The organism is Nocardioides nanhaiensis (genome assembly GCF_039542785.1).
GTDB lineage: Bacteria > Actinomycetota > Actinomycetes > Propionibacteriales > Nocardioidaceae > Nocardioides > Nocardioides nanhaiensis.
The window spans coordinates 206,347-232,278 of the sequence record NZ_BAABIM010000005.1 but is presented as its reverse complement, the minus strand read 5'-3'; the positions used below and the strand labels follow the sequence as shown (position 1 = coordinate 232,278).

Here is a 25,932-nt window from a genome sequence, read left to right as displayed (position 1 = left end):
TCCCCCCGTTCCACCCGCTCCGCCGCACCCTCCCTCGCCTGCCCCCCCGCTGCCTTCGCCGTTGGAGTTAGCCCATGACGCCGGGTATCCCCCTCCCCCCGCCCGAGCCCACCCGGCGCGCCGGGGCGTGGCACGTCGACCGTCGCACCCGCGAGAAGGAGCTGCTGGCCCAGCTCGCCGCGGTGCTGCGCCTCGACGAGGAGAGCGCCGCGTCGTCCGGCACCCAGGGAGCCCCCTCCGCGTCAGGGGGGTGACGGAGGGGACTCCACCAGCGGCGGCAGCCCCGCACGTAGGGGGGTGGTGACGCGGCGGCCTGGCGGTCAGGTACCCCCCGAGGGCACCCGGCAGCACGACCCCGCCCGACACCCGCCCGACACCCGCCCGGTCACACGCTGGCGGGGCCCCGCGGCATCGGCGCCCGCCACTGGCGACGGATCGCGAGCAGCCGCCACACCAGGCACACCGCGGCACCCGCCAGCGCCCCCTCGGTGGCCGCGGAGTCCACCCGCTCGGCCAGCACGGCCACGGCGGCACCGGCCAGCGCCGGCGTCGCGTACAGCTCGCCGCGGAAGACCACCGGCACCCGGCCCACGAGCACGTCGCGCGTCATGCCCCCGCCGATCGCGGTGATCATGCCCAGCAGCGCCGCCGGCAGCGGGCCCAGGCCGTACTCGACCGCCTTCAGGGCCCCCACGACGCAGAACAGCGAGAGCCCGAAGGCGTCGGCCACGTCGATGGCGCGCTCGCGTCGCCCTACCGCGGGATGGAAGACGAAGGTGAGCAGCCCGGCGGTCACCGGCACCAGCAGGTAGCGCCAGTCGGCGAGCGCGGCAGGTGGCACGGCGCCGATCAGCACGTCACGCAGGAACCCTCCGCCCAGGCCGGTCACGCCCGCGAGCACCAGCACGCCGAAGAGGTCGAGCTCCTTGCGGACCGCCACGAGCGCGCCGGCCACGGCGAAGACGAAGATGCCCACGAGGTCGAGGGTCACCAGGAGCGTGGGCACCGCCGCAGGCTATCCGCGGTCGGCGACCCGGGGTCCGCGGGCTCGCCCCGCGCGGTGCCGCTCCCCCGGCCTGCGGCTGGCGTAGGGTCGGGCAGAACCGCAGGCACCACCCTCCAGCACCCAACCGACCGCAGAGAGCTCACGATGGCCCACCTCACGCTCGCCGGGGCGAGCGACGACGGCCGCGAGCTCCGCCTGGTCGACGAGGAGGGCCGCGAGCACACGCTCCCGGTCACCCCTGCCCTGCGCTCAGCCCTCGGCGTCCCCGCCGGTGGGTCGTCACGTCCCGGCCCCCAGGAGCACCCCATGGACAGCGCACTGCGCCCCCGCGACATCCAGGCCCGCATCCGCGCCGGCGAGTCGGCCGAGGCACTCGCCCAGGCCGCGGGCTCGTCGGTGGAGAAGATCATGGTCTACGCGGGCCCGGTCCTGGCGGAGCGCGAGCACGTCGCCCAGCGCGCCATGGCCTCCTCGCTGCGCCGCGGCGGCGAGGGTGCCCGCACCCTCGGCGAGGCCGTCTCCGCGCACCTGCGTGCCCGCGACGTCGACCCCGGCGGTGTCGACTGGGACGCCTGGCGTCGCGAGGACGGGCGGTGGACCCTCATCGGCGGCTACGCCACCCCGGAGCGCCAGGGCATCGCCACCTTCAGCTACGACGTCCCCGGCAACTTCGTCACCCTCGAGGACGACGACGCCCGCTGGCTCGTGGGCGAGACGGTCACCGAGCCCGCCGGTGCCGTCGCGACCGCACCCGCGCACGACGACCTCTCGGCGCGACGCCGCAGGCTCGCCGCCGTCGCCGACGAGGTACCGCTGGGCAGCGACGTCACGCCCGGTGAGGAGCTCGGCGACGACGTGCTCGAGATCCTCGCCGACCCCGACCCAGCCCCGGAGCGCGTCGACGCCGACGCCGAGGAGCAGCCGGCCCTCGACCTCGGGCCGGCCGGCAGCGCCGCGACACCCGCCGGTCAGCCCGTCCCGACCGCGGACCGCGACGACGATCGCGACGCCACCGAGGACGAGCCCGCGGCGGAGGAGCCGCCCCGCCGTCCGGTGCAGAAGAAGCGCGGGCGGGCCTCGGTGCCGAGCTGGGACGAGATCATGTTCGGCGGCGGCGACCGCTGACCTGCCTGACCTGCCTGTCTGATCTGCCCCGGCTGAGCCTGCCGCGGAGGCCGCGGACGCCGTAGGCTCCGCCCATGTCCTACTTCGTGACCGGCGCCACAGGTTTCATCGGCCGCCACCTCGTCGAGCACCTGCTGGCCGAGCGCACCGGCGAGGTGCACGTGCTCGTCCGCGAGGGGTCCCGAGGTCGGATGGAGACCCTGCGCCGTCGCTGGGGTGCGGACGCCGAGCGGGTGCACCTGGTCACCGGCGACCTCACCGAGCCGGCGCTCGGCGTCGACCCCGCGTGGGTCTCCGAGCACGCCGGGTCGGTCGACCACTTCTTCCACGTGGCCGCCGTCTACGACATGACGGCCGACGACGCCACGAACGACGCGATGAACGTCGCGGGCACCCGCCACGCCATCGACCTCGCCGGTGCCCTGGGAGCGGGCATCCTGCACCACGTCTCCTCGGTGGCGGTCGCAGGCGAGTTCCGCGGGATGTTCGACGAGTCGATGTTCGACGAGGGGCAGACCCTGCCCTCGCCCTACCACCGCACCAAGTTCGAGTCCGAGCAGCTGGTCCGCGACCAGACGCAGGTGCCGTGGCGCGTCTACCGGCCCGCGATCGTCGTGGGGCACTCCGAGACCGGCGCCATGGACAAGGTCGACGGTCCCTACTACTTCTTTCCGCTGCTCAAGGCCATGCGCGACGTGCTGCCGGGGTGGCTGCCGCTGGTGGGGGTCGACCTGGGGCAGACCAACGTGGTGCCGGTGGACTACGTGGTGCAAGCGATGGACCACATCGCGCACCTGGCCAACCGCGACGGCGAGGCCTTCCACCTCGTCAACCCCGAGCCCCAGCCCACGGTCGACGTCGTCAACGCGCTCTGCGCCGCTGCCGGCGCACCTCGCTTCGCGGTGCCCGTGGACCTCGGCTCACGCGGCCCCCTGGCCCTGCTGCCGCGCCAGCTGCGCCCGGGCAACCTCGCCCAGGGTCTGCTGCGCAACCGCGCCGTGCAGGCGCTGCTCGACCAGACCGTCGGCCGGGCCGGCATCCCCGCAGAGGTGCTGGCCCACACCGGTTTCCGCCCGGTGTTCGACTCCCGACGCACCGAGCGGGCACTGGTCGGCTCCGGCGTCGCCGTGCCCGACCTGGAGTCCTACGCCCGCACGCTGTGGGGCTACTGGGAGGAGAACCTCGACGAGAGCACCGGTCGCGACCCCAAGATCAGAGCAGCGCTCTCGGGCAAGCACGTCGTCATCACCGGAGCCTCCTCCGGCATCGGCCAGGTCACCGCCCTGAAGGTGGCGCAGGCGGGCGGCGTGCCCGTGCTGGTGGCGCGCGGCAAGGACAAGCTGGAGGAGACCAAGGCGACGATCGAGCTGCGCGGTGGCAGGGCGCACGTCTACGCCTGCGACCTCTCCGACCTCGAGGCCATCGACGCGCTCTGCGAGCAGCTGACCCACGACCTGCCCTCGGTCGACGTCGTCGTCAACAACGCCGGGCGCTCCATCCGGCGCTCGCTGCGGCTCTCGCAGGACCGCTTCCACGACTTCGAGCGCACGATGCAGCTCAACTACTTCGGCGCCATCCGGCTGGTGATGGGGCTGATGCCCGCGATGCACCGCCAGAAGTCCGGCCACATCGTCAACATCTCCTCGATCGGCGTCCAGACCAACCCGCCCCGGTTCTCGGCCTACGTGGCCTCCAAGTCGGCACTCGACTCGTGGAGCAACGTGGTGGCCTCCGAGGTCGTCGGCAACGGCATCACCTTCACCAACATCCACATGCCGCTGGTGCGGACGCCGATGATCGCGCCCACCAAGCTCTACGACAAGTTCCCCACCATCTCACCGGCGCAGGCCGCCGACTCGGTGATCCGCGGCATCGTCGACAAGCCGCACGAGATCAACACCCTGCTGGGCAACGCCGGCGCCATCGCCCACACGGTGGCCCCCAAGGCAGCCTTCCGGGTGCTCAACATGGCCTACCACGTCTTCCCCGACTCCGCAGCCGCCAAGGGCGCCGTCGGCTCCGGCGAGGCGGGTGCGCGCGAGAGCGAGCAGATCATGCTCGCCCGGCTCTTCAAGGGCGTCCACTGGTGAGCGAACAGTGACGCCGCGAGGAACGAGCGGCGTCACGTCGTTCGCGAAGGTCGAGTAGCCGGCGCGGGTGAGGAACGAACCCGCGACCCGGCGTACCGAGACCCCCGCATGCGCGAGAACAAGACCGAGCAGGCCCCTCACCGGAGGGCGCCCGGCCGACAGGGATCTCGGTACGCCCCGTCCCTCGTTCCTCGGGACGGCGCTACTCGATCACCGGTAGTGGGACTCGTTCACCGGGTGATCAGCCCCGCTCGACCGGGCGCTCGGGATCGGAGACCCACCCGCTGAAGCTGGGCGCGTAGAGGGCCGCGGTGACGCCGATCAGCTCCATGGCCAGCAGGTCGTGGGTGGCGGTGACGCCGGAGCCGCAGTAGGCGGCGACGGACTCCTCGGGGGTCACGCCCTCGACGGCGTAGAGCGCCGCCAGCTCGACCGGGCTGCGGAAGCGGCCGTCGGCGCGCAGGTTCACCGAGGTGGGCAGGTTGACCGCACCCGGCACCCGACCGGCCACCGGGTCCGCGGGCTCGTGATCGCCGCGGTACCGCTCGGGCTCGCGGGCGTCCACCAGCACGTCGACGGCGGTGGCCGCCTGGGCATCGACCACGGGCAGACGCCCCGGTCCGGGCTCGAAGTCGCCCGGCGGCACCAGCACCGCGCCGGTCTGCACCGCGCCGCCGTCGGCCACCCACGCCGACCACCCGCCGTCGAGCACCCGCACGCGGTCGTGCCCGTGGTGGCGCAGCAGCCACCAGGCGCGCGCCGCCGCGCGGCCCTGCCAGTCGTCGTAGACCACGACCGGCCGGTCGGCACGCACGCCGGCCCGGCGCATCGCGGCGCCGAAGGCCTCCAGGGTCGGCAGCGGGTGGCGCCCGCGCTCGTCGACCGGTGAGGCGGCGGGGGCGGCCAGGTCGCGCTCGAGGTCGACGTAGGCAGCGCCCGGCACGTGACCGGCCGCGTGCGCCTCCGCTCCCGGGGGCCCGCCCATGCGCCACCGCACGTCGAGCACGGTGACGGCATCGCGCTGCCCGAGCAGCTCGTCGAGCTCGGCGGTGGAGATGAGCGGGGAGGCCATGGCCCCCATCCTGCCAAGCGACCCGGCGTCAGCCGAAGGGCAGCGGGTCGGGCGCCAGGCTGACGGCGTGCGCCCGCGCGGCGGTCAGCCTGCGCCGGTGGTGCTGGCGGCACAGGACCTCGTAGGCCACCTCGGCGGGCGGACCTGCGTGGTCGTCGACATCGCCCACCACGATCACCTCGCCCTCGGTGACCATGACGCCGTCCTCGGTGCGCGCGTTGTGGGTGGCACGCTTGCCGCACCAGCACAGCGCCTCGACCTGGAGCACCTCGGTGCGGTCGGCGAGCTCCACCAGCCGGGCCGACCCGGGGAACAGGCGGGTGCGGAAGTCGGTGAGGATGCCGAAGCAGAACACGTCGATCTGCAGCTCGTCGACCACCTTGGCCAGCTGGTCGACCTGCTCGGCGGTGTAGAACTGCGCCTCGTCGCAGATCAGGTAGTCGATGCGGGCGCCGCGGGTCAGGGCGTCGACGGCGTAGCGCCAGAAGTCCAGGCCGTCGTGCACCTCCTCGGCGTCGTGGGTCAGGCCCAGGCGGGAGGAGACGACGGCCTCGCCGGCGCGGTCGTGGGAAGTGAAGATGCGACCGACGCGGCCGCGTGCAGCGTGGTTGTGGTTGGTCTGCAGGGCCAGCGTCGACTTGCCCGAGTCCATGCTCCCGGTCCAGAAGGTCAGCTCCGCCACCCGCGCATCCTGCCACCTGCACCCCTGGTCGGTGGCAGTCCGTGGGTGGTAGGCAGGGGCGATGGACGCGCAGCCCACCACGCCAGCGCCCGAGCACGCGACGACGGCGTCGTTGCTGCTCGCCCGCGCCGAGGACGACGCTCCCGGTCTGCTCTTCGAGGAGCGCACCTGGTCCTGGCGCGAGGTGGTGGCCCAGGGTGCGGTGCGGGCCGCGTGGCTCACCGCCGAGCGCCAGCGCACCGAACCGCGCTCGGAACGCCCCTGGCACGTCGGGGTGCTGAGCGACAACACGCCGGAGTACCTGTTCCTGCTGGTGGGCGCCGCCCTGAGCGGAGCCACCCTCGTCGGGGTCAACCCCACGCGGAGGGGCGCCGGCCTGGCCGCGGACCTGCGAGCCACCGACGTCGACCTGCTGCTGGTCGACCCCTCGCACTCTCTGGCGCTGGACGGCGTCGACCACGGCGCGCGCCGAGTGGTGATGTTGGACGGCGACGACAGCGAGACCGGGGAGGGTGAGCACGCCACCGCCCTGGCCACCCACGCCCACGCACCCGTCGCGCCGTCGGCCGCGGCGCTCGACCCCACGACCACGCTGATGCTGCTGTTCACCTCGGGCTCGACCGGCGCCCCCAAGGCCGTGGTGTGCTCCACGGGGCGCTTCGCGGTCCTGTGCCAGCTCACCCCGCTGCGTCTCGAGCGCGACGACGTCGCCTACAACGCGATGCCGATGTTCCACGGCAACGCGCTCATGGCGTCCTGGGGTCCGTGCCTGCCTGCGGGTGCCACCTGGGCGCTGCGGCGCCGCTTCTCGGCCTCGGGGTTCCTCGAGGACCTGCTCTCCACCGGCGCCACCTACGCCAACTACGTCGGCCGCTCGCTGGCCTACGTGCTGGCGCAACCCGAGGACCCCCGCGAGGCCTCCACCCGGCTGCGCTTCGTCTTCGGCACCGAGGCCTCGGCCCGCGACCAGGGCGAGTTCACCCGTCGCTACGGCTGCCCCGTCGTGGAGTCCTACGGCTCCTCCGAGGGTGTCTGCTCCATCCGCCGCACCGCCGAGACGCCGCCCGGTGCCCTGGGGGTTCCCGGCCCGGGTACCCCGTGCGAGGTCCGCGCACCCGACGGCTCGGTCTGCCCACCCGCCCGTCTCTCGCCCGAGGGACGGTTGCTCAACGCCGACGAGGCGGTCGGCGAGATCGTCGCCGTCGGAGCGGCGGCGCGCTTCGAGGGCTACTACGCCCACCCGGCGGCCACGGCCGACAAGGTCCGCGGCGACGACGTGCACACCGGCGACCTGGCCTACGTCGACGAGCAGGGCTGGTTCTGGTTCGCCGGGCGCACCGCCGACTGGCTGCGCGTGGACTCCGAGAACTTCGCGGCCGCCCCGGTGGAACGGGTGCTGGCGCGGCTGCCCGGCGTCGCGCTGGCGGCGGTCTACCCGGCGCCGGATCCCCGCACCGGTGACCGGGTGATGGCCTGCCTGCAGCTCGACGACGCCTCGGCCGAGCGTGGCCTGGACCCGGCGGCGCTCGCCGCGTTCGTCGACGCCCAGCCCGACCTGCACGCCAAGGCACGCCCCACGCTCGTGCGCGTCAGCCGGCAGCTGCCCGTCACCGCCACGCGCAAGGTCGACAAGCCGCGCCTGCGCCGCGAGCTGTGGACCACCGCCGACCCCGTGTGGGAGTGGGACGCCGCCGCACGTCGATACCGGCCCCTCGACGACGTGCGCCGGCGCGCGCTCGAGGCCGCCTTCGCCGAGCACGGGCGCGAGGGTGTGGTCAGTCGACCAGCACTGGGATGAGCATCTCCGCAGGCGTCAACGACCCGTGCAGCCCCACGAGTGAGTGCTCGTAGGGGAAGTGGGTGGTGGAGACGACCGCGAGGTCGCCCCGGCAGGCCACGACGACGTCGCCCAGGCGCGGCAGCACGGCGGCGTCCACGGCACCGAACCACCCGCGCCGCACCGCGTCCTCGCGGCTCAGCACGTCGGCGCGCTCGCCGAGCACCGCCGACCACGCGGCGACGACGTCGTCCTGCGCCCCCCGCCGGCAGTACAGGTGCCGGAAGCGCGCCTCGCCGCCCAGCAGGCTGACGCCGTCGGAGAGCTCGGCGTGGTCGTCGACGTCGACGCGGCTGCCGGCCGGCGAGTCGACCATGCCGTGGTCGGCCACCACCACCAGGCGCACGTCGGAAGGCAGCGCCTCGCGCAGCTGCTCGGCTTCGGCGTCGATCATCGAGAGCTGCATGAGCCACTGGCTGGAGGCCACGCCCCACCGGTGCCCGGTCCAGTCGAGGTCGGCGTCGTAGAGGTAGGTGAGCGAGGGCCGCTCGCGGGCGGCGTGCACGGCGGCGGCGATCCGCTCCCCCACCTTGTCGGCACCCACGAACGTGGCGCCGCGGTGGGCGGCGACGGTGAGGCCGGTGCCATCGAAGGCGCGCTGGTTGACCACGGTGACCGAGGCGCCGGCGGCACGCAGCGTGCTGAAGGCGGTGGGATGCGGCTGCCACTCGAGCGGGTCGACGTCGCGGTCCCAGAAGAGGTGGTTGAGCAGCTCGCCGCTGCCGGGCACGCGCGCGGTGAAGCCGACCAAGCCGTGCGTGCCCGGGGTGAGCGCCGTGCCCAGGGAGGTCAGACTGGTGGCCGTGGTGGAGGGCACGCCCGCCGTCATCGGCTCCTGCCCGTGGTCACCCGCCAGGAGCGAGGCCAGGTAGGGCGCGGCGTGCGCGTGCCGCTCGAGCAGCTGCGCCCCGAGACCGTCGACCAGCAGCACCACGTAGGCCGAGGCGGGCGGCAGCTCGAGGCCGGTGGGCCCGGGCACGCCGAGTCCCAGGGCGCGTCCGACCGCCGGCAGGACGTCGCCCAGCGAGCGGTCGCCGTAGCGCGGCTCGACGAAAGCGGCCTCCGCGGGGGTGGTCACCGTCGGGTCAGCCGGCGTGCGTGCGGGCCGAGAGTGCGTCGGCGAAGGCCAGCAGGCCGTTGACGGCGTCCGTGCCGTCGGCCGCGGCGGAGACCCGCAGCGAGAAGTCGTCGGAGCTCAGCACCCCGGTGTAGCCGTGGTCGGCGTCGCACTCGGGGTCGCTGCAGCCGGCCGGCTCGAGGTCGACGCGCGCCACGCCGCCCCAGCCGATGGTGAGCACCGCCTCGGCCGGGCGCTTGGGGCCCGAGGTCGGGTTGGCGGTCATCCGGGTCACCACCACCGAGGTGATGGAGCTGAGCCGCACCGACTCGGTGGAGGTGGAGGTGTAGGGCTCGGGCAGCAGGTCGTCGGGGGCGTGCTCGTCGGTGTGGGCCAGGATCAGCCGGCTCGGCGTCAGCACGACGACGCTCTGGTGACGACGCACCTCGTCGCGCTCGAAGGTGGGCTCGTGGTGCACGAAGTACGCGGCGACGGGCTCGCCGCCGACCGCGCCCTGCACGCCGTCGGCCACCACCTCCGGGTAGTAGCCCGTGCGGTCGATGGCGCGGCGCAGATCACGACTCTGGTCGTGCTCGTCGTGGACCTCGGAGGGGCGCTGGGACCTCGGCATGCGGCTCAGTGTGTCACCGACCTCACGCGTCCGCGGCCACCAGGGTGGCGCCCAGCCCGATCATCATCACGCCGCCCGCGGCGCCCAGGTGGTCGAGGCGCTGCGGCTCCCGGGCGAACCAGTCGCGCGCCCGACCGGCTGCCAGGGCCCACAGGCTGTCGGAGCAGACGGCGAGCAGCCCGAAGACCAGCCCGAGCAGGGCCACCTGCGGCGCGGCCGCGGCGCCGGGGTCGGTGAACTGGGGCAGGAAGGCCACGAAGAACACGATGGTCTTGGGATTGGTGACGCCCACGGTGAACCCCGTGGCCAGCGAGCGACCCGTGCGCTCGGGAGCGCGCTCCCCCGCCAGCAGCGCCGCCCGCGCGTCGCCCCGGTGCCGGATCGCCTGCACGCCGAGGTAGACGACGTAGGCGGCGCCGGCCACCTTCAGCACGGTGTAGGCGGTGGCGCTGGCCGCCACCACGGCGCCCAGCCCGACCGCCACGCACAGCACCTGCACCACCAGGCCCAGCGCGTTGCCCACGACCGAGAGCAGCGCGTCGCGCCGCCCCACCGTGAGCGCACGACCCAGCGTGAACAGCAGGCTGGGCCCCGGCACCTGGATGAACAGGATGCTGGCCACCAGGAAGGCGGCCCACTGGCTGTGGCTGGGCATGGGCCAATGATGGCGGCTGGCGGCACCGCCTCGCACCGGGTTTCGGGCTGCGGGCGGCGGGCTGCGGTGCGGTCGGTGTCTTGTGCTGGGTGTGGGCGCGCGCCGCGTAGCCGTCCGACTCTCGCCGTCAAGGAGCTCCGCTGCGCTCTTCCCGCTACGCGGTCGGCTCCGCCGATCCTTGACCGCGAGCCTCGGCCGGACGGCTGGGGCGGCACTCAGGGGCAGCGGCTCCGCCGCCGCCCCGCAGGGCGCGGGCCCTCCGGGCCCGCACCAGGCCCTGATCGGGTCATCTGTCTCGGGATGCGGGACCAACCGGGGACTTGTCGGCCCGTTGTGCAGCTTGTCGGCCAACGCGTTGGCCGACAAGTGAGGGTTCGGGCCGACAAGTCCGGTCCGGGTCTCACCACGCGGGACAGGGGCGGGCCCGGAGGGGCCCGCGCCTGGAGGGCGGCGGCCTGCCGCCGCCCCAGTGCCGGCCAACAGCACGGCCGACGAGGCTCGCCGTCAACGGATGGCCGCAGGCCACCGCGAAGCGGCCGAACGCAGTGAGGTCCTTGACGGGGAGACCGGCCGTGCTACCGGCGCGGGCACATCCACCACAAGACACCGACCCGGCACAACAGTCACTCAGCCCGGGATGGTGTCCACCAGGTCCGGCATCCGCCGCACGAACGAGTCGGGGCGGTCATTGACGGGCGCCACCTTGACGGCCGCGGTGAGCACCGAGGCGCCGGCGCCGCCGGCGAGCACCAGCGGCAGCTGGCAGTGGGAGACCTGGGGCAGGTCGTTCTGCAACTGGGCGACCCGGCTGATCAGCCGCTCCAGCTCGCCGACGTCCACCGGCTCGGAGCCGCGGTAGCCGAACAGCATCGGGGAGGCCTTCACCTCGCGCACCATGGCGGCCGGGTCGCGGTGGCCCAGCGGCGGGATCCGGTAGGACTTGTCGGAGAGCAGCTCGATGATCGGGCCGGCGATCCCGAAGGAGATCACCGGGCCGAACAGCGGGTCCTCGATGCTGCGGACCGCCACCGGCACGCCCGGCGGCGCGGTGCGCTGCACCACGAACGCCGCGTTCTCGGGGCGGTCGATGATCTCGTTGAGCGAGCGCCAGGCGTCGCGCATCTGGGTCGCGGAGTCGATGTTGCGCCACACGTGGGCCAGGTCGGGGCGCTCCCGGTAGGACTCGGCGCTGGCCTTGAGCACGACGTCCCAGCCCAGCGCCTTGCCCGCGGCCTGCGCCTCGCGCAGCGTGCCCACGGGCAGCGACTCCCAGACCTCGATGCCGTAGGCGCCCAGCAGCCGACGGGTCTGCCCGGCGTCGAGCACGGCTCCCTCGGGGCTGGCCGAGAGCGCCTCCTGCACCACCGTGCGGGCGGCGTCGAGGTCGACGACGGCGGGGTCGAGCGCCGGGTCGTCGGGGGTGCGCAGCCACAGCGCGTACTCGACGACGCGCGCCAGCGCCCGCACCGCGGCCTCGACGGCCGGGTAGGAGGGCACCGAGCCGCGACCGGCCGTGGAGCCGGCGACGTCCGGCACCCGGAGCAGCTCGGGCACCCCCTCGGCACCCAGGAACGAGGAGACCAGCGGCTTGTCGGACTGCTCCCCCACTGCGGCCAGCACGTTGGCGACGTCCTCGCCGGAGACGTTGAGCGGCGGGATGTAGACCGCGATCACCGAGTCGATCTCGGGGTCGTCGATGGCGGCGTCGAGTGCGTCCTCGAAGTCCTCGGCCGTGGCCTCGGCGCCCAGCGAGACCGAGGAGCCGACCACCAGGTCGGCGGCCGCGGCGGCGTCGGCGGCCAGCAGGCCGAGCGCGTCGGAGTTGCCGACGACGGCGACCCGGCGCCCGCGGGGCAGCGGCTGGTGGGCGACCAGCTGCGCGACGTCGAACATCTCCTCGAGCGTGTCGACCTGGATGACGCCGGCCTGGCGGAACATCGCGTCGACGGCCTGCGCGGGCGCCTCGATGCGGCGCACCGCGTGCCCCATGGGCACACCCTGGGTGGCGCGGCCCGAACGGACCGCGATAATCGGCTTGCGCAGCGAGACCCGGCGCGCGATCCGCGAGAACTTGCGCGGGTTGCCGATGCTCTCCAGGTAGAGCAGCACGACCTCGGTGGAGTCGTCCTCCTCCCAGTACTGCAGCAGGTCGTTGCCGGAGACGTCGGCGCGGTTGCCGGCGCTGACGAACGTGGAGAGGCCCAGGCCCCGGTTGCGCACCTTCTCCAGGATGGCGGTTCCCAGCGCACCGGACTGGCAGAAGAAGCCTGCGCGGCCGCGGGCCGGCATGATCGTGGAGAGCGAGGCGTTGACCGAGACGCCGGGGTCGGTGTTGATGATGCCCAGGCAGTTGGGGCCGATCAGCCGCAGGCCGTAGGAGCGCGAGAGCCCCAGCAGGTGCCGCTGGCGCTGACGGCCCTCGTCGCCGGTCTCGGCGAAGCCCGAGGAGATCACGATCATCCCGTGCACGCCCTTGGCAGCACAGTCGAGCACGACGTCCGGCACGGCCTCGGCCGGCACGGCGACGATGGCGACGTCGACGTCGTCGGGGATGTCGTTGACCGACTTGTAGGCCGGCATGCCCGAGACGGCGGCCGCCGTCGGGTTCACCACGTAGACCCGGCCGGTGTAGGCGCCGGTGACCAGGTTGCGCACCAGCGTCTGGCCGATCGTGTCCTGGCGGCGGCTGGCGCCGATGATGGCCACCGAGCGCGGGTTGAAGAACCGCTCGATCGAGGCGGCCTCGGCGCGGTGCTCGCGCCCGCGCATCACCCCGATGGCGGTCTCGGTGGGGTCGATGGAGAACTCCAGCACCATGACGCCGTCCTCGTAGCCGCTGGCCACGTGGTAGCCGGCGTCGCGGAAGGTCTGGATCATCCGGTTGTTGTCCGGCAGCACCTCGGCGTGGAAGGTCTCGATGCCGCGCTCGCGCCCGGCCTGCGCCAGGTGCTCGAGCAGCAGCTGGGCGATGCCGCGGCCGTGGTGCTCGTCCTCCACGAGGAAGGCCACCTCGGCCTCGGGCTCCTCGGTCTTCGGGTCGGCGTCGTAGCGGCCGACGGCGATCATCCGGCCCTGGAGCAGGAGCACGAACGCCACCCGGCGCACGTGGTCGACCTGGGTGAAGCGCTTGACGTCGCGTGCGGAGAGCACCGGCATGGGCGAGAAGAACCGGTAGTACTTCGACTCGTCGGAGACGCGGGCGTAGAAGTCGACGAGCAGGGCGGCGTCCTCGGGACGGATCGGCCGGATGTGGGCGGTGCGGCCGTCGCGCAGCAGGACGTCGGCCTCCCAGTGCGTCGGGGCGGGGGGCGGCTCGTCCTCGCCCACCTCACCGCTCGGGGCGGGCTCGTGCGGGGTGGGGGGCGTGGTCACGGTGAAAATCTAGCCTGCGCCGAGGATCCCCGCGTCCTTCCGGGCGTGCCACCGGCAGCGCTGTCGGTGCCGGGCGGTTGAATGGCCCCCATGGCTCGCCGCTCCACCAAGCAGGACCTCCCCGACGACTTCGAGGAGCACATCCTCGACATCGACATCGGTGACGAGATGCGCGCCTCGTTCCTGGAGTACTCCTACTCGGTCATCTACTCCCGCGCCCTGCCCGACGCACGCGACGGCCTCAAGCCCGTGCAGCGCCGGATCCTCTACACGATGAACGACATGGGCCTGCGCCCCGACCGCGGGCACGTCAAGAGCGCCCGCGTCGTCGGCGAGGTGATGGGCCGCCTGCACCCGCACGGCGACGGCGCCATCTACGACGCCCTGGTGCGCATGGCGCAGCCGTGGTCGATGCGGCTGCCGATGGTCGACGGCCACGGGAATTTCGGATCTCCTGACGATTCTCCGGCGGCGATGCGGTACACCGAGTGCCGCATGGCGCCGCCCGCGGTGGCGATGACGGCCGACATCGACGAGGAGACCGTCGACTTCCGGCCCAACTACGACAGCCGCGAGCTCGAGCCCAGCGTGCTGCCCGCCGCCATCCCCAACCTGCTGGTCAACGGGTCGGCCGGCATCGCGGTCGGCATGGCCACCAACATGGCGCCGCACAACCTCGTCGAGGTGGTGCAGGCGCTGCGCCACCTCATCAAGCAGCCGAAGGCCGGCGTCGAGGACCTGATGCGGTTCATCCCCGGCCCCGACCTGCCCACCGGCGGCAAGATCGTGGGGCTCGAGGGCATCCGCGAGGCCTACGAGACCGGCCGCGGCACCTTCAAGATGCGCGCCACCGCCCGCATCGAGTCCATCGGGCGCCGCAAGGGCATCGTCGTCACCGAGCTGCCCTACGGCGTGGGCACCGAGAAGGTCGTCGAGCGGATCAAGACCCTCGTGCAGTCCAAGAAGCTGCAGGGCATCGCCGACATCAAGGACCTCACCGACCGGGCCAAGGGCCTGCAGCTGGTGATCGAGGTCAAGAACGGCTTCGTCCCCGAGGCGCTGCTCGAGCAGCTCTACCGGCAGACGCCGCTGGAGGACTCCTTCGGCATCAACAACGTGGCGCTGGTCGAGGGCCAGCCGCGCACGCTGGGCCTGGTCGAGCTGCTCCAGGTCTTCCTGCAGCACCGCTTCGACGTCGTCCGACGTCGCTCGCGGTTCCGCCGCGACAAGGCCGCGCGTCGCCTGCACCTGGTCGAGGGCCTGCTCATCGCGATCCTCGACATCGACGAGGTGATCCAGCTGATCCGCGGCAGCGACGATCGCGGCCAGGCCCGCGAGAAGCTGATGACGGTCTTCGAGCTCACCGAGCCCCAGGCCGACTACATCCTCGAGATGCAGCTGGGCCGCCTGACCCGCTTCTCGACCCTGGAGCTGGAGAAGGAGAAGTCCGAGCTCGACGCCGAGATCGAGAGGCTCGAGGCGATCCTGGCCGACGACGCCCTGCTGCGGAAGGTCGTCTCCGACGAGCTCGCGGAGATCGCCAAGACCTACGGCACCCCGCGTCGCACCGTGCTGCTCGAGTCCGCCGGCACCCCTGCCACCGCCTCCGCGGTGCCGCTCGAGGTGCCCGACGACCCGTGCTTCGCGCTGCTCTCCTCCAGCGGTCTGCTGGCGCGCACCTCCTCGGGGCGACCCGTCGGCGCCGGCGAGAACCGCGCCAACCACGACGTCGTCGTCTCCGCGGTGGCCACCACGGCCCGCGGCGAGGTGGGCGTGCTCACGTCGCAGGGCCGGCTGCTGCGGCTCGGCGTCCTCGACCTGCCGGTGCTGCCGCCCCAGGCCGACGACCCGCACCTGCAGGGGGGCCTGCCACTCACCGAGATGCTCGCGCTCGCCGCCGGGGAGCGCGCGCTGGCGCTGTGCCGGATCACCGCCGAGGGGCCCGGCCTGGCGCTCGGCACCCGCGAGGGCGTCGTCAAGCGGGTCAACCCCGAGGTGCTGGGTCGCGACGAGTGGCCGGTCATCGGACTGCGCGAGGGTGACGAGGTGGTGGGCGCCCTCGAGCTGGTCACCGGCGAGGAGTCGCTGTGCTTCATCACCTCCGACGCCAGCCTGCTGCACTTCTCCGCCTCCCTCGTCCGCCCCCAGGGCCGCTCGGGTGGCGGCATGGCGGGCATCAAGCTCGCCGCCGGCCAGCGGGTCGTGTGGTTCGGCGCCGTCGACCCCGCCGCGCCGGACGGCTCGGTCGTCGTCACGGCATCGGGCTCCTCCACGGCCCTTCCGGGCACCGAGCCCGGTGCCTTCAAGGTGACGCCGTTCGGCGAGTACCCGGCCAAGGGGCGCGCCACCGGCGGCGTGCGCTGCCACCGCTTCCTCAAGGGCGAGGACACGCTGGTGCTCGCCTGGGCCGGCACCGCGCCCGCCCGTGCGGCCGCCGCCAGCGGCGCCCCGGTCGAGCTGCCCGAGCCCACCGGCCGCCGCGACGGCTCGGGTGTGCCCGGCAGCCAGCCCGTGGTCGCCGTCGCCGGTCCGCTCGCCCCACGCCTGGCGCCGTTCGCCACCGCCGTGGAGTCACCCGCCGATGTGGAAGGCTGAGCGCATGCGCACCACGCCCGGAGCCCGTCGGGCCCGCTCGCCCCGCAGGATCATCGCCGCCCCGCTCACGGCCCTGGCCCTCGCCGTCGCGCTCACCGCGTGCAGCGGCGACGACGCCGGCGGAGGGGGCGGCGGCGGAGGCGGCGACGAGGCCACCGCCGAGGACCTGCTGGCCGACGCGGGCGACGCCTTCGGCGAGACCAGCGGACTGCAGCTGGCGCTCACCACCGACGACCTCCCCGAGGGCGTGACCGGACTCAGCGCCGCCGACGGCGTCGTCACCTCCGCACCGGCCTTCGAGGGCTCGATCACCGTCGTGCTCGCCGGCAACCCGGTGCAGGTGCCCGTGGTCGCCGTCGACGACGTCGTCTACGCCCAGGTGCCGCTCACCCCCGGCTTCCAGCAGGTCGACCCCGCCCAGTACGGCGCCCCCGACCCGGCCCAGCTGCTCGCGGCCGACGGCGGCTTCGTCACCCTGCTCGACCAGACCACCGACCTCGAGGACTCCGGCGAGGAACGCAACCCCGACGACCCCTCGCAGGTGCTGCGCACCGTCGCCGGCACCGTGCCCGGCTCGGCGGTCGAGAGCGTGATCCCCTCGGCCGAGGGTGACTTCGACGCCTCCTACGGCTTCGAGGACGGCGAGCTGCGCTCCGCCGACCTCACCGGCGTCTTCTACCCCGACACCGACCCGATGACCTACTCGCTGCGCTTCACCGACTACGGCACCGAGCAGGACATCACCGCTCCCGCGGTCCCGTGACCACCCCGGCGGCGGCCCCGATCGGGGGTGACCGGCGCCCAGCGCTGCTGCTGCTGACCCTGGCCGCCGTTGCGGTGGCCTTCGCGGCCGCGGACACCTACGTGGTGGTGCTGGCCCTGCCGGAGATGGTGGGCTCGGTCGGCATCTCCGCCGAGGAGCTGCAGCGGGCGGCGCCGATCATCTCGGGCTTCCTGCTCGGCTACGTGGCGATGCTGCCGCTGATCGGGCGCATCGCCGACCTGCGCGGTCGCACCCCGGTCCTGGTCATGGCCCTGGTGGTCTTCGCCCTCGGCTCCCTGGTCACGGCCCTGGCCTACGACCTGCCCTCGATGGTCACCGGCCGCTTCCTGCAGGGCGTCGGCGGCGGTGCCCTGGTGCCCGCCACGCTGGCGCTGGTGGCCGACCTCTACCCCGTGGAGCGCCGCGCGGTGCCGCTCGGTGTCGTCTCGGCCGTGCAGGAGGCCGGCAGCGTGCTCGGACCGGTGCTCGGCGCGCTGGTGCTCGCCGTCGCCGACTGGCGGGCGATCTTCGCGCTCAACCTGGCAGTCGGCCTGCTGCTGGCCGCGGCCATCGCCACGCTGCGCACCTCCGAGGGCCGGCCCGACCACGCCGCTGCCACGCGCCCGCCCCGCTACCGCGGTGGCCTGCCCGACCTCGTCGGGGTGGTCCTGGCGGCCGTGGCTCTCGCGGCCGGGTCGCTGGTCTTCGTGCGCCCGCGCTCCCTGCTCGTCGACATGACCTGGGGGCAGCTGTTCATCCCGGTCGCCGGCGAGGGCCGGTGGTTGACGCCGCTGGGCCTGCTCGCCGTCGTCGCGGCACTGCTGTTCGTGGTGCGCTGCGCCACCGCGCGACGCCCGCTCGTCGACCTCCCCTCCTGGTGGCGCAGCCTGCGCGAGGCCGACCTGCTCGGCGCCACCTGGCTGGCGCTCGGCCTCGGCGGGGTGATCCTCGCCTTCGCCACGGCCGACGTGAAGGTCGAGGTCTTCGCCGAGCAGGGCTGGTGGTACCTGCTGGGTGCCGGCGTCGCGTTCGTGCTCTTCGCCGTGCACCTGCGCCGGGCCCGCAACCCGCTGGTGCCCCGCGGCGCGCTCGCGGCGCGCGCGGCGTGGGGGTCGGTGATCGTCAGCTTCTTCATGGGCGCCGCGCTGATGGCGGCCGTGGCCGACATCCCGCTCTTCGCCCGCACCACCACCTACCGCGACTCCCAGCTGATGGCGGCGCTGGTGCTGGTGCGCTTCCTGGTGGCGCTGCCCGTGGGTGCCGTCGTGGGCGGTTACCTGACCCGCCGCTACAGCGCGGGCGCCGTCACGGCGGCGGGCATGGCGATGGCGGCCGCCGGCTTCGTGTGGATGACCCAGTGGGGCGTCGACTCCCTCGAGAGCCCGCTGGCCACCGTGCCGCTGGTGATCTGCGGCTTCGGCTTCGGCCTCGCGCTGCCACCCATCAACGCCGCCATGCTGGCGACGACCGCGGACGACGTGCACGGCCTGGCGAGCGCCATGGTGGTGGTGGCCCGGATGGTCGGCATGCTGGTGGGCATCTCGGCGCTCACGGCGATCGGGCTGCGCCGCTACTACCTCGAGCTGGAGCGCAACCCGCTCCCCACCGCCGCCGAGGTGTGCGGCGGTGGCTCCACCCGCTGCTCGGAGTACACCGACCTGCTCGCAGCCGCCGGCATCCCCCAGGAGCACGCGGTCTTCGCCGGCGCCGCCGTCTGCGCCGTCATCGCCGGACTGGTGGCCCTGGCGGTCTTCCGCGGCGCGGCCACCCGCGGCGTCGCCGCCTCCGACCTGCTGCGCACCGGCGGCTGACCGGCTGAGATCGGCGCCACATCCCACGGGCGGGGTCGCAGCGCTAACCTGCGCCGTGTGAGCGACGACTTCGACGACCTGCTGACCGCCAACCGCGCCTTCGCCGACACCTTCGCCCTGCAGGGCTTCGACGGCGTCGCCAAGGCCGGAGTGGCGCTGGTGACGTGCATGGACAGCCGCATCGACCCGCTCGGCATGGTCGGGCTGAAGCCCGGCGACGCCAAGATCTTCCGCAACCCGGGCGGGCGCGTGACGCCGCAGGCGCTCGAGGCGATCGTCCTCGGCGTCCACCTGCTCAACGTCGACCGCGTGCTCGTGGTCCCGCACACCCGCTGTGCGGTGGCCAGCAGCACCGAGGCCGAGCTGCGGCGCCGGGTCTCGGAGTCGGCCGGCCAGGACGCCTCGTGGCAGTCCTTCCCGACCGTCGACGACCAGGTCGACACCCTCAAGGAGGACGTCGCGAAGGTGCGCACGCACCCCCTGGTGCCGGAGTCGGTCCAGGTCGGCGGGTTCATCTACGACGTCGACACGGGGCTTCTGCGCCGCGAGGTCTGAGCCTCACGGCGCAGCCGCGCCCCTCGCCGGTGCTACTGGGTGGAGCTGTAGACCAGCGCGCCGAGCAGGAAGCCCACGACCATGCCCACGGCGGCCACCACCAGCGCGATGGTGGAGAGCTTCTCGCCGCGGGACTTGCCGATGCCGCCCAGGATCAGGCCGAGCGGGCCGAAGACGATCGGGAAGAACAGCACGGCGACGACACCGCACACGATGCCGATGATCGACAGCACGTTGGACTGGTTGGTCTGCGGCGGTGCGGGCTGGTAGCTCACGGGTTCTCCAATGCGGGATGCGGGCAGGTCGACGACCTGCCCTGTTCCTCCAGCGGTACCCCAGCGGCGCTCCACCACCACCCGAACCGTGGTCAGGTTCGCCGCGGTCGCGACGCCGCGCGCCACAGCAGGAGGACGGCGCCGTGCAGCACGAGCAGCAGTCCCAGCACGACCAGCAGGAGCGTGGTGCTCGAGCCGATGACCGCCTCGTTGCCCAGGTCGTCGTAGAACGTGTTCCGGAAGGCGTCGTGGTTGACGAACGCCGCCACGAAGCACAGGACTCCCCCGACGAGCAGCGCGGTCCCCAGGTAGCTGGCCAGGGCCAGCGCGGGGCGCGAGACGACCGTGGGATCCACGGGTCCGTGGGGCTCGACGGGGTGAGGGCTCATGGGTCGAAGACTAGGCATCGCGGTCGGCTGCCGACCACGCTGTGGCCGACGGGAGGCGAGGGCACGCCTCTCCACCCGGGTGCGGAGACGTGCACCTAGCTCTCCCCGGCCTGGTCCCGCACGTGGTCCGCCCAGGAGAAGCGCGGGACTCCGCCCGGGGAGAAGGCCCCCGGGGACTCGACCACCTTCGCCAGCAGCACGGCCTCCAGGGCCGCGTCGTCGGGCATCACCGCGTCGATCTCCTGCTGGCTCTCACGCTCCAGCGTCTCGGCCTCGGCCAGCCGACGCGTCCCGCCCGCCTCGACGGCGCTTCGCACCCGGCCCACGAGATCGGCGACCTCGCCGACGCCCAGCCAGAGGTAGGCGCTCGCGACCGCGTCGAGGTGCTCGCCGTCGCCCGCCTCGATCGCGTCCTCGACCGCCTTGAGGAGCCCGCCCCGCATCACCGTGCCGTGGAAGGACAGGGCGTGGTGGAGGGCGACGTCGCCGGGCAGGTCCGAGACCGGTTGCGGCAGCAGTGCCCGGTGCCACACCTCGTCGGCGCGCTCCGCGGGGTCCACGGTCCCCGCGGGGTGCACGGGTCCCCCGGGGCCCTCAGGCATCCAGCGCCTCGACGTCGACCTTGTAGGCACCCTGCACGATGAAGTACTTGTGTAACAAAGAGCACGCGGCGGATACGATGGTCCTCGTGCCAAACGACTCAGCGATCTACGTCCGCATCTCCGACGACAAGGAGGGCCTCGAGGCAGGCGTCACCCGCCAGACCGAGGACTCCCTGCGCCTCGCCGGACGCGACGTGCCGGACGACCTGCGCTTCAACGACAACGACATCTCCGCGTCCACCCGCAGCACGAAGGTCCGCCCGGCGTTCGCTCGGATGGTGAGCCTGATCGAGGCCGGCCAGATCAAGCACGTCTACGCCTACTCGTCGTCGCGCCTGACGCGTCGACCGCGCGAGTTGGAGGACCTGATCGTGCTGACCGAGCGGTACGGGGTCCTGTTTCACCTCGTGACGGGGCGCATCGACCTGCTGACAGCGGACGGTCGGATGCTGGCGCGGATGCTCGCCGCCGCTGACGCCGCCGAGGCCGAGCGGATCGGCGAGCGCGTCGCCCGCCAGAAGCAGCAGCGCGCGGAGAACGGACTCCCCCAGGGCGGCAGGTACGCCACGTTCGGTTTCGACCGCGCGTGGAACGTCGATGACGCGCAGGCGGCGAAGGTCCGGGAGGCGTTCCGCCGTCGCGCGTCGGGCGAGTCCATCGGGTCGATCTCGAAGTCGATCGGCGTCGGGCACGGGACGCTCGTCAACATCTTGAAGAACCCCGTCTACACCGGTCTCAGGCGCTACCGGGGCGAGGTCGTGGGCGAACTCCATGAGGGGTTCCCCAGGCTCGTAGATCGTGTCGTGTGGGACGCGGTCCAAGCGGTCGGGGAGGCTCCCCCGCCTGGGACGAACACCCGCAAGCATCTGCTGTCAGGGATCGCCCGCTGCAAGGTCTGCTCCGGCAAGATGAAGGGCGCGCCCGCGTCGGCCCGCGCGTCGCGCTACCGATGCGCGGCGACCTACGGCGGGTGCGGCAAGGTGTCGATCCGGTGCGACTGGATCGATGACCCCGTCGTGATCTCCGTCGTCGCTCGCGAGGTCTTCGACCGCAAGCGCGACGCCCCCGAGGAGGTCGCGCAGGACTTCGACGCCGAGGCGGACGAGGCGCGCGCGGAGATCGCTCAGGTGCAGGACGCCGTCACCAGCAAGCAGATCACCCTGGCGACGGCCCTCCCCCTTCTCGCGGCGGCGGAGCAGCGTCTCAAGGCGGTCGAGCGCCAGCGTCGGCAAGCAGCGGTGAACGCCGTCGACCCGAACTGGGCTCACCGCGACGCCCGCGAACTGTTTCAACTCAGCCTCGGCGAGATGCGCGCCCTCCTCGCGCGGCACCTGGACGCCGTCGTGATCGCGCCCGCCCCGACGAACGGGCGGAACTCGATCGACCTCACGCGGGTCGAGCTCGTCTGGAAGTCCGGCGAGGTCGAGCAGTTGCAGAACGGCGTCCCGGTGGTCGACGTCAGCGAGGCGGGCGACACCGTCGACACCTTGTACGGGGTTCCGATCAATCCTGAGATCACGTCAGACCGCCTCTGACCTGGGCAAACGCGCTCACTGTCCTCCTTCGACCCGCTGTTGTGCAGCGGTCGGCGTGCGAGCCTGGCGGCACCCAACCGAGAGAGAGAGAGAGAGGGGAGGTGAGGAGATGGAACTGATCTGGGAGCACCCAGGCGGCGGGTGCCGGACGTGCTCGACCGGCGTGGCCGTCAGCGACGCCCTGCCCTGGTGCGGCGACTGCATGCGCGCGAGCGTCCCGCCCGGGACGGGCGAGGAACTGCGGCAGTGGATGGCCGAGCGCACTGTGCGGCAGGCCGAGCGATACCTCAAGCGACACGCCTGATCGACTGCACAGACTGAAGTGCTTTCTCAGTCTCGTGCAGTTTTTTCGTTGTGATAGCGCGGAAAATGCGGCACATCGAAGAAGATCGAAGAAACTCTAGGATAACGTAGTACCTGCACGACATAACGACACGAAAACGACGCTCCGCTTTTACTACAGAGAGTTGTCAACCGTGTCGAATCTATTGTCGGTCAAAGAGACCGCTGAATACCTAGGCCTGAGCACCCGAACCGTCTACCAGATGATTCGGGATAACCGCCTGCCCGCATTCCGAGTCGGGAGTCAGTGGCGTGTACGCGCGTCGGACCTCGACCACATGTTCGCGCCTTCGAATATCGTTCGAGGTGACTCATGAGCGACTTTAAGTACCCGAAGGCCCACGTCGTCTCCGCCGTCTTTCGGCCGAGCAATGAGTACGGCGACTACCGCGTCGTGACGGTCGAGTGCCCGCTGTGCCCGAAGCGCCACAACCACGGCGCTGACCTTGGCAAGCGCGGAAGCCTCGGCCACAAGGCTCCTCACTGCGAGTCGAAGTACCGCGCCAGCAATGGCAACAACCCCAGCGGCTACGTCGTATGGGACGAAACGCCTATCCGCTCGTATGAGCGCTAAAGGCGAGAAAGCCCCCGACGCCGAGGAGGGCAAAGTTGTCGGGGGCTATCTCATGACACCTACACGATACGCACTACGTAAGAAAACCGAAGCTTTCAAACACAAGAAAGATTATATCCGATGAATAAGGACTACTTTGAAGTCACGGAGGCCGACATCGAGAAGATGTTCGGCGCTCCGGTCCCCGCAGAGGGGACGGTGGATCGCAAGTTGGCGGAGATCGCCGTACGACAGAAGGTGCGCGACGCCGAGGCGATCTCTCAGAAGGTGTACGGCCTGCGCCAGTCGCACGAGGCCAAGCGTGAGTTCTCGCAGGAACTGGCGCTTGAAGAATTCGAGGCACCGAACGTCGAGTTCTTGACGCTGGCTGAGCAACTGGCCGCACCAGAAGTGCCCCAGGAGTACCTGATCGACGGCTTGCTGATCGAGGGCGGAAACATGCTGCTCGCCGCTCAGAAGAAGTCAGGCAAGTCGACGCTGATGATGAACATGATGAAGTCGCTTTGCGACGGAGATCCGTTCCTCGGTCAGTTCGCGGTACGCCCACCTGACGGGCGCGTGGCGTGGTGGGACTACGAACTCGACCAGAACTACGCGACCAACATGCTCCGCAAGATGAACATTCGGACGCCGGAGCGCGCGTCCGCTCTCCACCTGCGCGGGTTCTCGACGCCGCTGATCGCTCCCGCCGTGCAGGACTGGGCCGTCGAGTGGCTGACCCGGCGGCAGGTCAAGGTCTGGATCATCGACCCGTTCGGCGCGGTCTTCACGGGCGAGGAGAACTCCAACGACGACGTGCGCGAGTGGCACAAGGCCGTCGACCTCATCAAGCGCCGAGCAGGGGTCTCTGAGGTCGTAGTGGTGACCCACACCGGGCACGGCGAGGCCGAGGAAGGCTTCGAGCGCACGCGAGGCGCGTCGCGCCTTGGCGACTGGGCCGACAACACCTGGGCCTGGTCCGGCTCCGGCCTTGCGAACGAGCGCGAGGGCGTGCCCGCGACCCAGCGGTGGCTCATCGCGGCGCAGTCGCGCGGCGTCGAGATGCAGAAGTGGACCGTCGACTGCGACACCACCGACTGGTCGCTGCGCGTCGTCGGCCAGGGAGGTCGCGTCGAGGCGACGAAGACCCGCATCCAGAGCGCGATCCTCGACGTCCTGCGCACGTCGACCGAGCCGGTGTCCGGCAAGGCCATCAGCAACGCCGTCACGGGCAAGGACGAAACGATCCGGAAGCAGCTAGCGGGGCTCGTCGAGTCCGGCGTCCTGACCGTCCAGGAGAACCTCCACGGTCGCGGCTCCTGGTACTCGATCCCCGACATCGTGCGATGAATCCCTTTGATGAATCCCGATGAATCCCGCCGGGATTCGTGGGGTGGTGGTGGTGAATCCCCCCCTTTAGGGGATTCACCCACCATCACCGATCCGACGAAAGAAACCAAACACCGAAATGAAGCCCCTCGAAATGAGCAACCACACGACAGTCCCCTGCCCCGCGTGCGGCGCACCCACGAGCCAGGCCTGCGACCGCCCTAGGACGTGCACAGACCGCATCTGGCGGGCGATCAACGCCTGGTGGTTGGGATACCGCGCCGAGACGCTGGCGGTCCCCTGTCCGGTCACCGCGTGCCGTGCGCCCATCAACCAGCCGTGCATCAACGTGCGACGCGGTGACTACCACGAACTCCGCTTGAAGGCGGCGTCAGCAGCGAGAGGAGGTGTCAGGTGATCACTCTCCTCGTATATGCCGGACTCGTGTTCGGCGCAGCAGCAGTAGGGACCGAAGTTGTACAGCAAGCAATTCAAAGCAAGAAGGGAAACAAGTAGATGAGCAACACAAGATTCAAGAACAAGAACAACAGCGCCAAGGTATTAGCAGTTCTTCGCTCCAGCAGGTACGGCGACATCGCTGGCTGCGTCGTAACCAGCGGGTCAATTCATGCGGACCGGCCGGTGACGTTGGTGCGGAACGGCGAGGTAATCGGCAGTGATCTCGCTATCACCACGATGAAGTACAACCTGGAGTCTCGTACGCACGCTGACGAAGAACAAGAGTTTGGCGTAACGCTCAACTTCGGCGGTGACATACACGAAGACGACGTCATCGAACAGTGAGTAGTAATTGGAAGGGCGGGTCAACATCAGCGTGGCGCAAGGTGCGCGCGCTGGTGTTGGCTCGCGACGGGTACGCCTGCCGCTTGCAGATACCCAACGTATGTACGGGCCACGCCACCCACGTCCACCACACGCAGTCGAGACGTGTAGTCGGCGACGATCCCAAGCATTTAATTGCAGCGTGTAAGGACTGCAACCTGGCGTATGGAGATCCCACTGCTGAGAAGTACGGCGATCCAATCCCAAGACCAGGAACAAGATGGTGAACACAATGACCGATGATCTGTATGAACTACCAGTGCGCGCTACAGCAGCGACGCTATGGGAAGCACTCAAAGAAGGCGAAAGCCACCTGCCCCCGCCCCTTCGAGTGATGGGATATTCGTTCGACTACACGCCTGGCTCGCCGGCGTTGATCGACACACCGGACGGCACGTGCATCGGGTACGTGGTGACGTGGGATAACAAGAAAAGGGCGCGCATCGTCGTCAGACATTCGCTGTAAACTGCACGGGTTTTTTCCTAGTACGGGCCACCCGGACACCTGCGCCCCGTGTTCTTTTTCACGCGCAACCAGTAAAACCTCGGATTATCGTTGATTAGTGAGTATTACCAGTCAAACCCCAGGACTGGTGGCAGCAGCACGCGAAACACTGCGAAACATCCCGAATGACCCGCAAGACACAGCGCTACGCGCGCTGTTGATCGCGTATTGCAACGAAGTAGACGCGGGCGCTCCGCTCAAGGATTACGGCAGCAAGATTCTGTCCGCCCTGAGCGCCCTAGAGGCCACGCCTCGCGCCCGCGCAGCAGCACGGACGGGTAATCCCGCCCACGATGACATCGAGGCGT

The 25,932-nt window shown here is 71.5% G+C and carries 24 protein-coding genes; 14 read left to right on the top strand and 10 right to left on the bottom strand.

All coding sequences use genetic code 11. The features are described 5' to 3' along the window. Positions 1 to 74: 74 nt before the first annotated feature. Positions 75 to 254: a hypothetical protein gene (locus ABD948_RS20805; protein ID WP_345271799.1), complete on the top strand. Its 180-nt coding sequence runs from the start codon at positions 75 to 77 to the stop codon at positions 252 to 254. Positions 255 to 385: 131 nt separating this feature from the next. Here the strand turns inward: ABD948_RS20805 and ABD948_RS20800 are convergent, their stop codons facing one another. Further along, a complete protein-coding gene (locus tag ABD948_RS20800) occupies positions 386 to 1,006 on the bottom strand; it encodes a trimeric intracellular cation channel family protein (protein WP_345271798.1) in 621 nt (206 codons plus the stop codon). Positions 1,007 to 1,150: 144 nt separating this feature from the next. On the opposite strand from ABD948_RS20800, the gene sepH reads away from it, so the two are divergent. Beyond that, complete coding sequence (gene sepH / locus ABD948_RS20795) at positions 1,151 to 2,131, top strand: septation protein SepH (RefSeq protein ID WP_345271797.1); 981 nt, start codon at positions 1,151 to 1,153, stop codon at positions 2,129 to 2,131. Between the two features lie 74 nt (positions 2,132 to 2,205). Beyond that, positions 2,206 to 4,221: an SDR family oxidoreductase gene (locus ABD948_RS20790; RefSeq protein ID WP_345271796.1), complete on the top strand. Its 2,016-nt coding sequence runs from the start codon at positions 2,206 to 2,208 to the stop codon at positions 4,219 to 4,221. Positions 4,222 to 4,462: 241 nt separating this feature from the next. Here ABD948_RS20790 and ABD948_RS20785 read toward each other — a convergent pair whose 3' ends face one another. Both ABD948_RS20785 and ABD948_RS20780 read right to left on the bottom strand, forming a co-directional pair. Beyond that, entirely contained in the window at positions 4,463 to 5,293 is an 831-nt protein-coding gene (locus ABD948_RS20785) for a sulfurtransferase (RefSeq protein WP_345271795.1), read from the bottom strand. Between the two features lie 28 nt (positions 5,294 to 5,321). Then, positions 5,322 to 5,975, bottom strand: coding sequence for a thymidine kinase (locus ABD948_RS20780; protein ID WP_345271794.1), 654 nt, complete (start codon positions 5,973 to 5,975; stop codon positions 5,322 to 5,324). Positions 5,976 to 6,036: 61 nt separating this feature from the next. On the opposite strand from ABD948_RS20780, the gene ABD948_RS20775 reads away from it, so the two are divergent. Continuing rightward, positions 6,037 to 7,773, top strand: a complete 1,737-nt coding sequence (locus ABD948_RS20775; protein ID WP_345271793.1) for an AMP-binding protein — start codon at positions 6,037 to 6,039, stop codon at positions 7,771 to 7,773. Here ABD948_RS20775 and ABD948_RS20770 read toward each other — a convergent pair. From ABD948_RS20770 to ABD948_RS20755, 4 genes are all read right to left on the bottom strand, one after another. Continuing rightward, the gene (locus tag ABD948_RS20770; RefSeq protein WP_345271792.1) at positions 7,751 to 8,890 is read right to left on the bottom strand and encodes an alkaline phosphatase family protein; all 1,140 of its coding nucleotides are present in this window, start codon (positions 8,888 to 8,890) and stop codon (positions 7,751 to 7,753) included. The two genes, ABD948_RS20775 and ABD948_RS20770, sit on opposite strands and share 23 nt — an antisense overlap. A gap of 7 nt (positions 8,891 to 8,897) precedes the next feature. Beyond that, positions 8,898 to 9,500: a DUF5998 family protein gene (locus tag ABD948_RS20765; protein WP_345271791.1), complete on the bottom strand. Its 603-nt coding sequence runs from the start codon at positions 9,498 to 9,500 to the stop codon at positions 8,898 to 8,900. Between the two features lie 22 nt (positions 9,501 to 9,522). After that, positions 9,523 to 10,155: a LysE family translocator gene (locus tag ABD948_RS20760; RefSeq protein WP_345271790.1), complete on the bottom strand. Its 633-nt coding sequence runs from the start codon at positions 10,153 to 10,155 to the stop codon at positions 9,523 to 9,525. 627 nt (positions 10,156 to 10,782) lie between these two features. After that, positions 10,783 to 13,527, bottom strand: coding sequence for a bifunctional acetate--CoA ligase family protein/GNAT family N-acetyltransferase (locus ABD948_RS20755; RefSeq protein WP_345271789.1), 2,745 nt, complete (start codon positions 13,525 to 13,527; stop codon positions 10,783 to 10,785). Between the two features lie 90 nt (positions 13,528 to 13,617). On the opposite strand from ABD948_RS20755, the gene ABD948_RS20750 reads away from it, so the two are divergent. From ABD948_RS20750 to ABD948_RS20735, 4 genes are read left to right on the top strand one after another with little or no spacing between them, the layout of a single operon-like run. Continuing rightward, a complete protein-coding gene (locus ABD948_RS20750) occupies positions 13,618 to 16,122 on the top strand; it encodes a DNA gyrase/topoisomerase IV subunit A (protein ID WP_345271788.1) in 2,505 nt (834 codons plus the stop codon). Positions 16,123 to 16,126: 4 nt separating this feature from the next. After that, positions 16,127 to 16,885 carry an LppX_LprAFG lipoprotein gene (locus ABD948_RS20745; protein WP_345271787.1) on the top strand — a complete coding sequence of 253 codons (759 nt, stop codon included), beginning with the start codon at positions 16,127 to 16,129 and terminating at the stop codon, positions 16,883 to 16,885. Further along, entirely contained in the window at positions 16,882 to 18,696 is a 1,815-nt protein-coding gene (locus ABD948_RS20740) for an MFS transporter (protein WP_345271786.1), read from the top strand. Before ABD948_RS20745 ends, ABD948_RS20740 begins: the two co-directional genes overlap by 4 nt. A 57-nt stretch (positions 18,697 to 18,753) precedes the next feature. Next, complete coding sequence (locus ABD948_RS20735; RefSeq protein ID WP_345271785.1) at positions 18,754 to 19,251, top strand: beta-class carbonic anhydrase; 498 nt, start codon at positions 18,754 to 18,756, stop codon at positions 19,249 to 19,251. Between the two features lie 32 nt (positions 19,252 to 19,283). On the opposite strand, the gene ABD948_RS20730 is transcribed toward ABD948_RS20735, so the two are convergent. The 3 genes from ABD948_RS20730 to ABD948_RS20720 all read right to left on the bottom strand — a co-directional run bounded on the left by ABD948_RS20730 (position 19,284) and on the right by ABD948_RS20720 (position 20,517). Next, a complete protein-coding gene (locus tag ABD948_RS20730; protein ID WP_345271784.1) occupies positions 19,284 to 19,526 on the bottom strand; it encodes a hypothetical protein in 243 nt (80 codons plus the stop codon). Positions 19,527 to 19,618: 92 nt separating this feature from the next. Beyond that, positions 19,619 to 19,915: a hypothetical protein gene (locus tag ABD948_RS20725; RefSeq protein ID WP_345271783.1), complete on the bottom strand. Its 297-nt coding sequence runs from the start codon at positions 19,913 to 19,915 to the stop codon at positions 19,619 to 19,621. Positions 19,916 to 20,010: 95 nt separating this feature from the next. Beyond that, positions 20,011 to 20,517, bottom strand: a complete 507-nt coding sequence (locus tag ABD948_RS20720) for a hypothetical protein (RefSeq protein ID WP_345271782.1) — start codon at positions 20,515 to 20,517, stop codon at positions 20,011 to 20,013. Positions 20,518 to 20,603: 86 nt separating this feature from the next. On the opposite strand from ABD948_RS20720, the gene ABD948_RS20715 reads away from it, so the two are divergent. From ABD948_RS20715 to ABD948_RS20700, 6 genes are all read left to right on the top strand, one after another. After that, entirely contained in the window at positions 20,604 to 22,052 is a 1,449-nt protein-coding gene (locus tag ABD948_RS20715) for a recombinase family protein (protein ID WP_345271781.1), read from the top strand. Positions 22,053 to 22,528: 476 nt separating this feature from the next. Next, positions 22,529 to 22,711, top strand: a complete 183-nt coding sequence (locus ABD948_RS22145; RefSeq protein ID WP_425576656.1) for a helix-turn-helix domain-containing protein — start codon at positions 22,529 to 22,531, stop codon at positions 22,709 to 22,711. Further along, positions 22,708 to 22,968, top strand: a complete 261-nt coding sequence (locus tag ABD948_RS20710; protein ID WP_345271780.1) for a hypothetical protein — start codon at positions 22,708 to 22,710, stop codon at positions 22,966 to 22,968. The genes ABD948_RS22145 and ABD948_RS20710 overlap by 4 nt, the downstream gene beginning before the upstream one ends. A gap of 120 nt (positions 22,969 to 23,088) precedes the next feature. Then, on the top strand, positions 23,089 to 24,297 hold the full coding sequence (locus ABD948_RS20705; RefSeq protein ID WP_345271779.1) for an AAA family ATPase: 1,209 nt from the start codon (positions 23,089 to 23,091) through the stop codon (positions 24,295 to 24,297). A 118-nt stretch (positions 24,298 to 24,415) separates the two neighbouring features. Next, positions 24,416 to 24,694, top strand: a complete 279-nt coding sequence (locus ABD948_RS22140) for a zinc finger domain-containing protein (protein ID WP_425576655.1) — start codon at positions 24,416 to 24,418, stop codon at positions 24,692 to 24,694. Positions 24,695 to 24,792: 98 nt separating this feature from the next. Further along, positions 24,793 to 25,080, top strand: a complete 288-nt coding sequence (locus ABD948_RS20700; protein WP_345271778.1) for a hypothetical protein — start codon at positions 24,793 to 24,795, stop codon at positions 25,078 to 25,080. The last annotated feature ends 852 nt before the right edge of the window (positions 25,081 to 25,932 follow it).

Bases quoted from the DNA above. Each gene is read 5' to 3' on its own strand.
- ABD948_RS20705 (WP_345271779.1), top strand. From the start codon at position 23,089: ATGAATAAGGACTACTTTGAAGTCACGGAGGCCGACATCGAGAAGATG.
- sepH (WP_345271797.1), top strand. From the start codon at position 1,151: ATGGCCCACCTCACGCTCGCCGGGGCGAGCGACGACGGCCGCGAGCTC.
- ABD948_RS20775 (WP_345271793.1), top strand. From the start codon at position 6,037: ATGGACGCGCAGCCCACCACGCCAGCGCCCGAGCACGCGACGACGGCG.
- ABD948_RS20700 (WP_345271778.1), top strand. From the start codon at position 24,793: ATGAGCAACACAAGATTCAAGAACAAGAACAACAGCGCCAAGGTATTA.
- ABD948_RS20790 (WP_345271796.1), top strand. From the start codon at position 2,206: ATGTCCTACTTCGTGACCGGCGCCACAGGTTTCATCGGCCGCCACCTC.
- ABD948_RS20725 (WP_345271783.1), bottom strand. From the start codon at position 19,915: ATGAGCCCTCACCCCGTCGAGCCCCACGGACCCGTGGATCCCACGGTC.
- ABD948_RS20720 (WP_345271782.1), bottom strand. From the start codon at position 20,517: ATGCCTGAGGGCCCCGGGGGACCCGTGCACCCCGCGGGGACCGTGGAC.
- ABD948_RS20765 (WP_345271791.1), bottom strand. From the start codon at position 9,500: ATGCCGAGGTCCCAGCGCCCCTCCGAGGTCCACGACGAGCACGACCAG.
- ABD948_RS20745 (WP_345271787.1), top strand. From the start codon at position 16,127: ATGCGCACCACGCCCGGAGCCCGTCGGGCCCGCTCGCCCCGCAGGATC.
- ABD948_RS20710 (WP_345271780.1), top strand. From the start codon at position 22,708: ATGAGCGACTTTAAGTACCCGAAGGCCCACGTCGTCTCCGCCGTCTTT.
- ABD948_RS20785 (WP_345271795.1), bottom strand. From the start codon at position 5,293: ATGGCCTCCCCGCTCATCTCCACCGCCGAGCTCGACGAGCTGCTCGGG.
- ABD948_RS22140 (WP_425576655.1), top strand. From the start codon at position 24,416: ATGAAGCCCCTCGAAATGAGCAACCACACGACAGTCCCCTGCCCCGCG.
- ABD948_RS20760 (WP_345271790.1), bottom strand. From the start codon at position 10,155: ATGCCCAGCCACAGCCAGTGGGCCGCCTTCCTGGTGGCCAGCATCCTG.
- ABD948_RS20805 (WP_345271799.1), top strand. From the start codon at position 75: ATGACGCCGGGTATCCCCCTCCCCCCGCCCGAGCCCACCCGGCGCGCC.
- ABD948_RS20750 (WP_345271788.1), top strand. From the start codon at position 13,618: ATGGCTCGCCGCTCCACCAAGCAGGACCTCCCCGACGACTTCGAGGAG.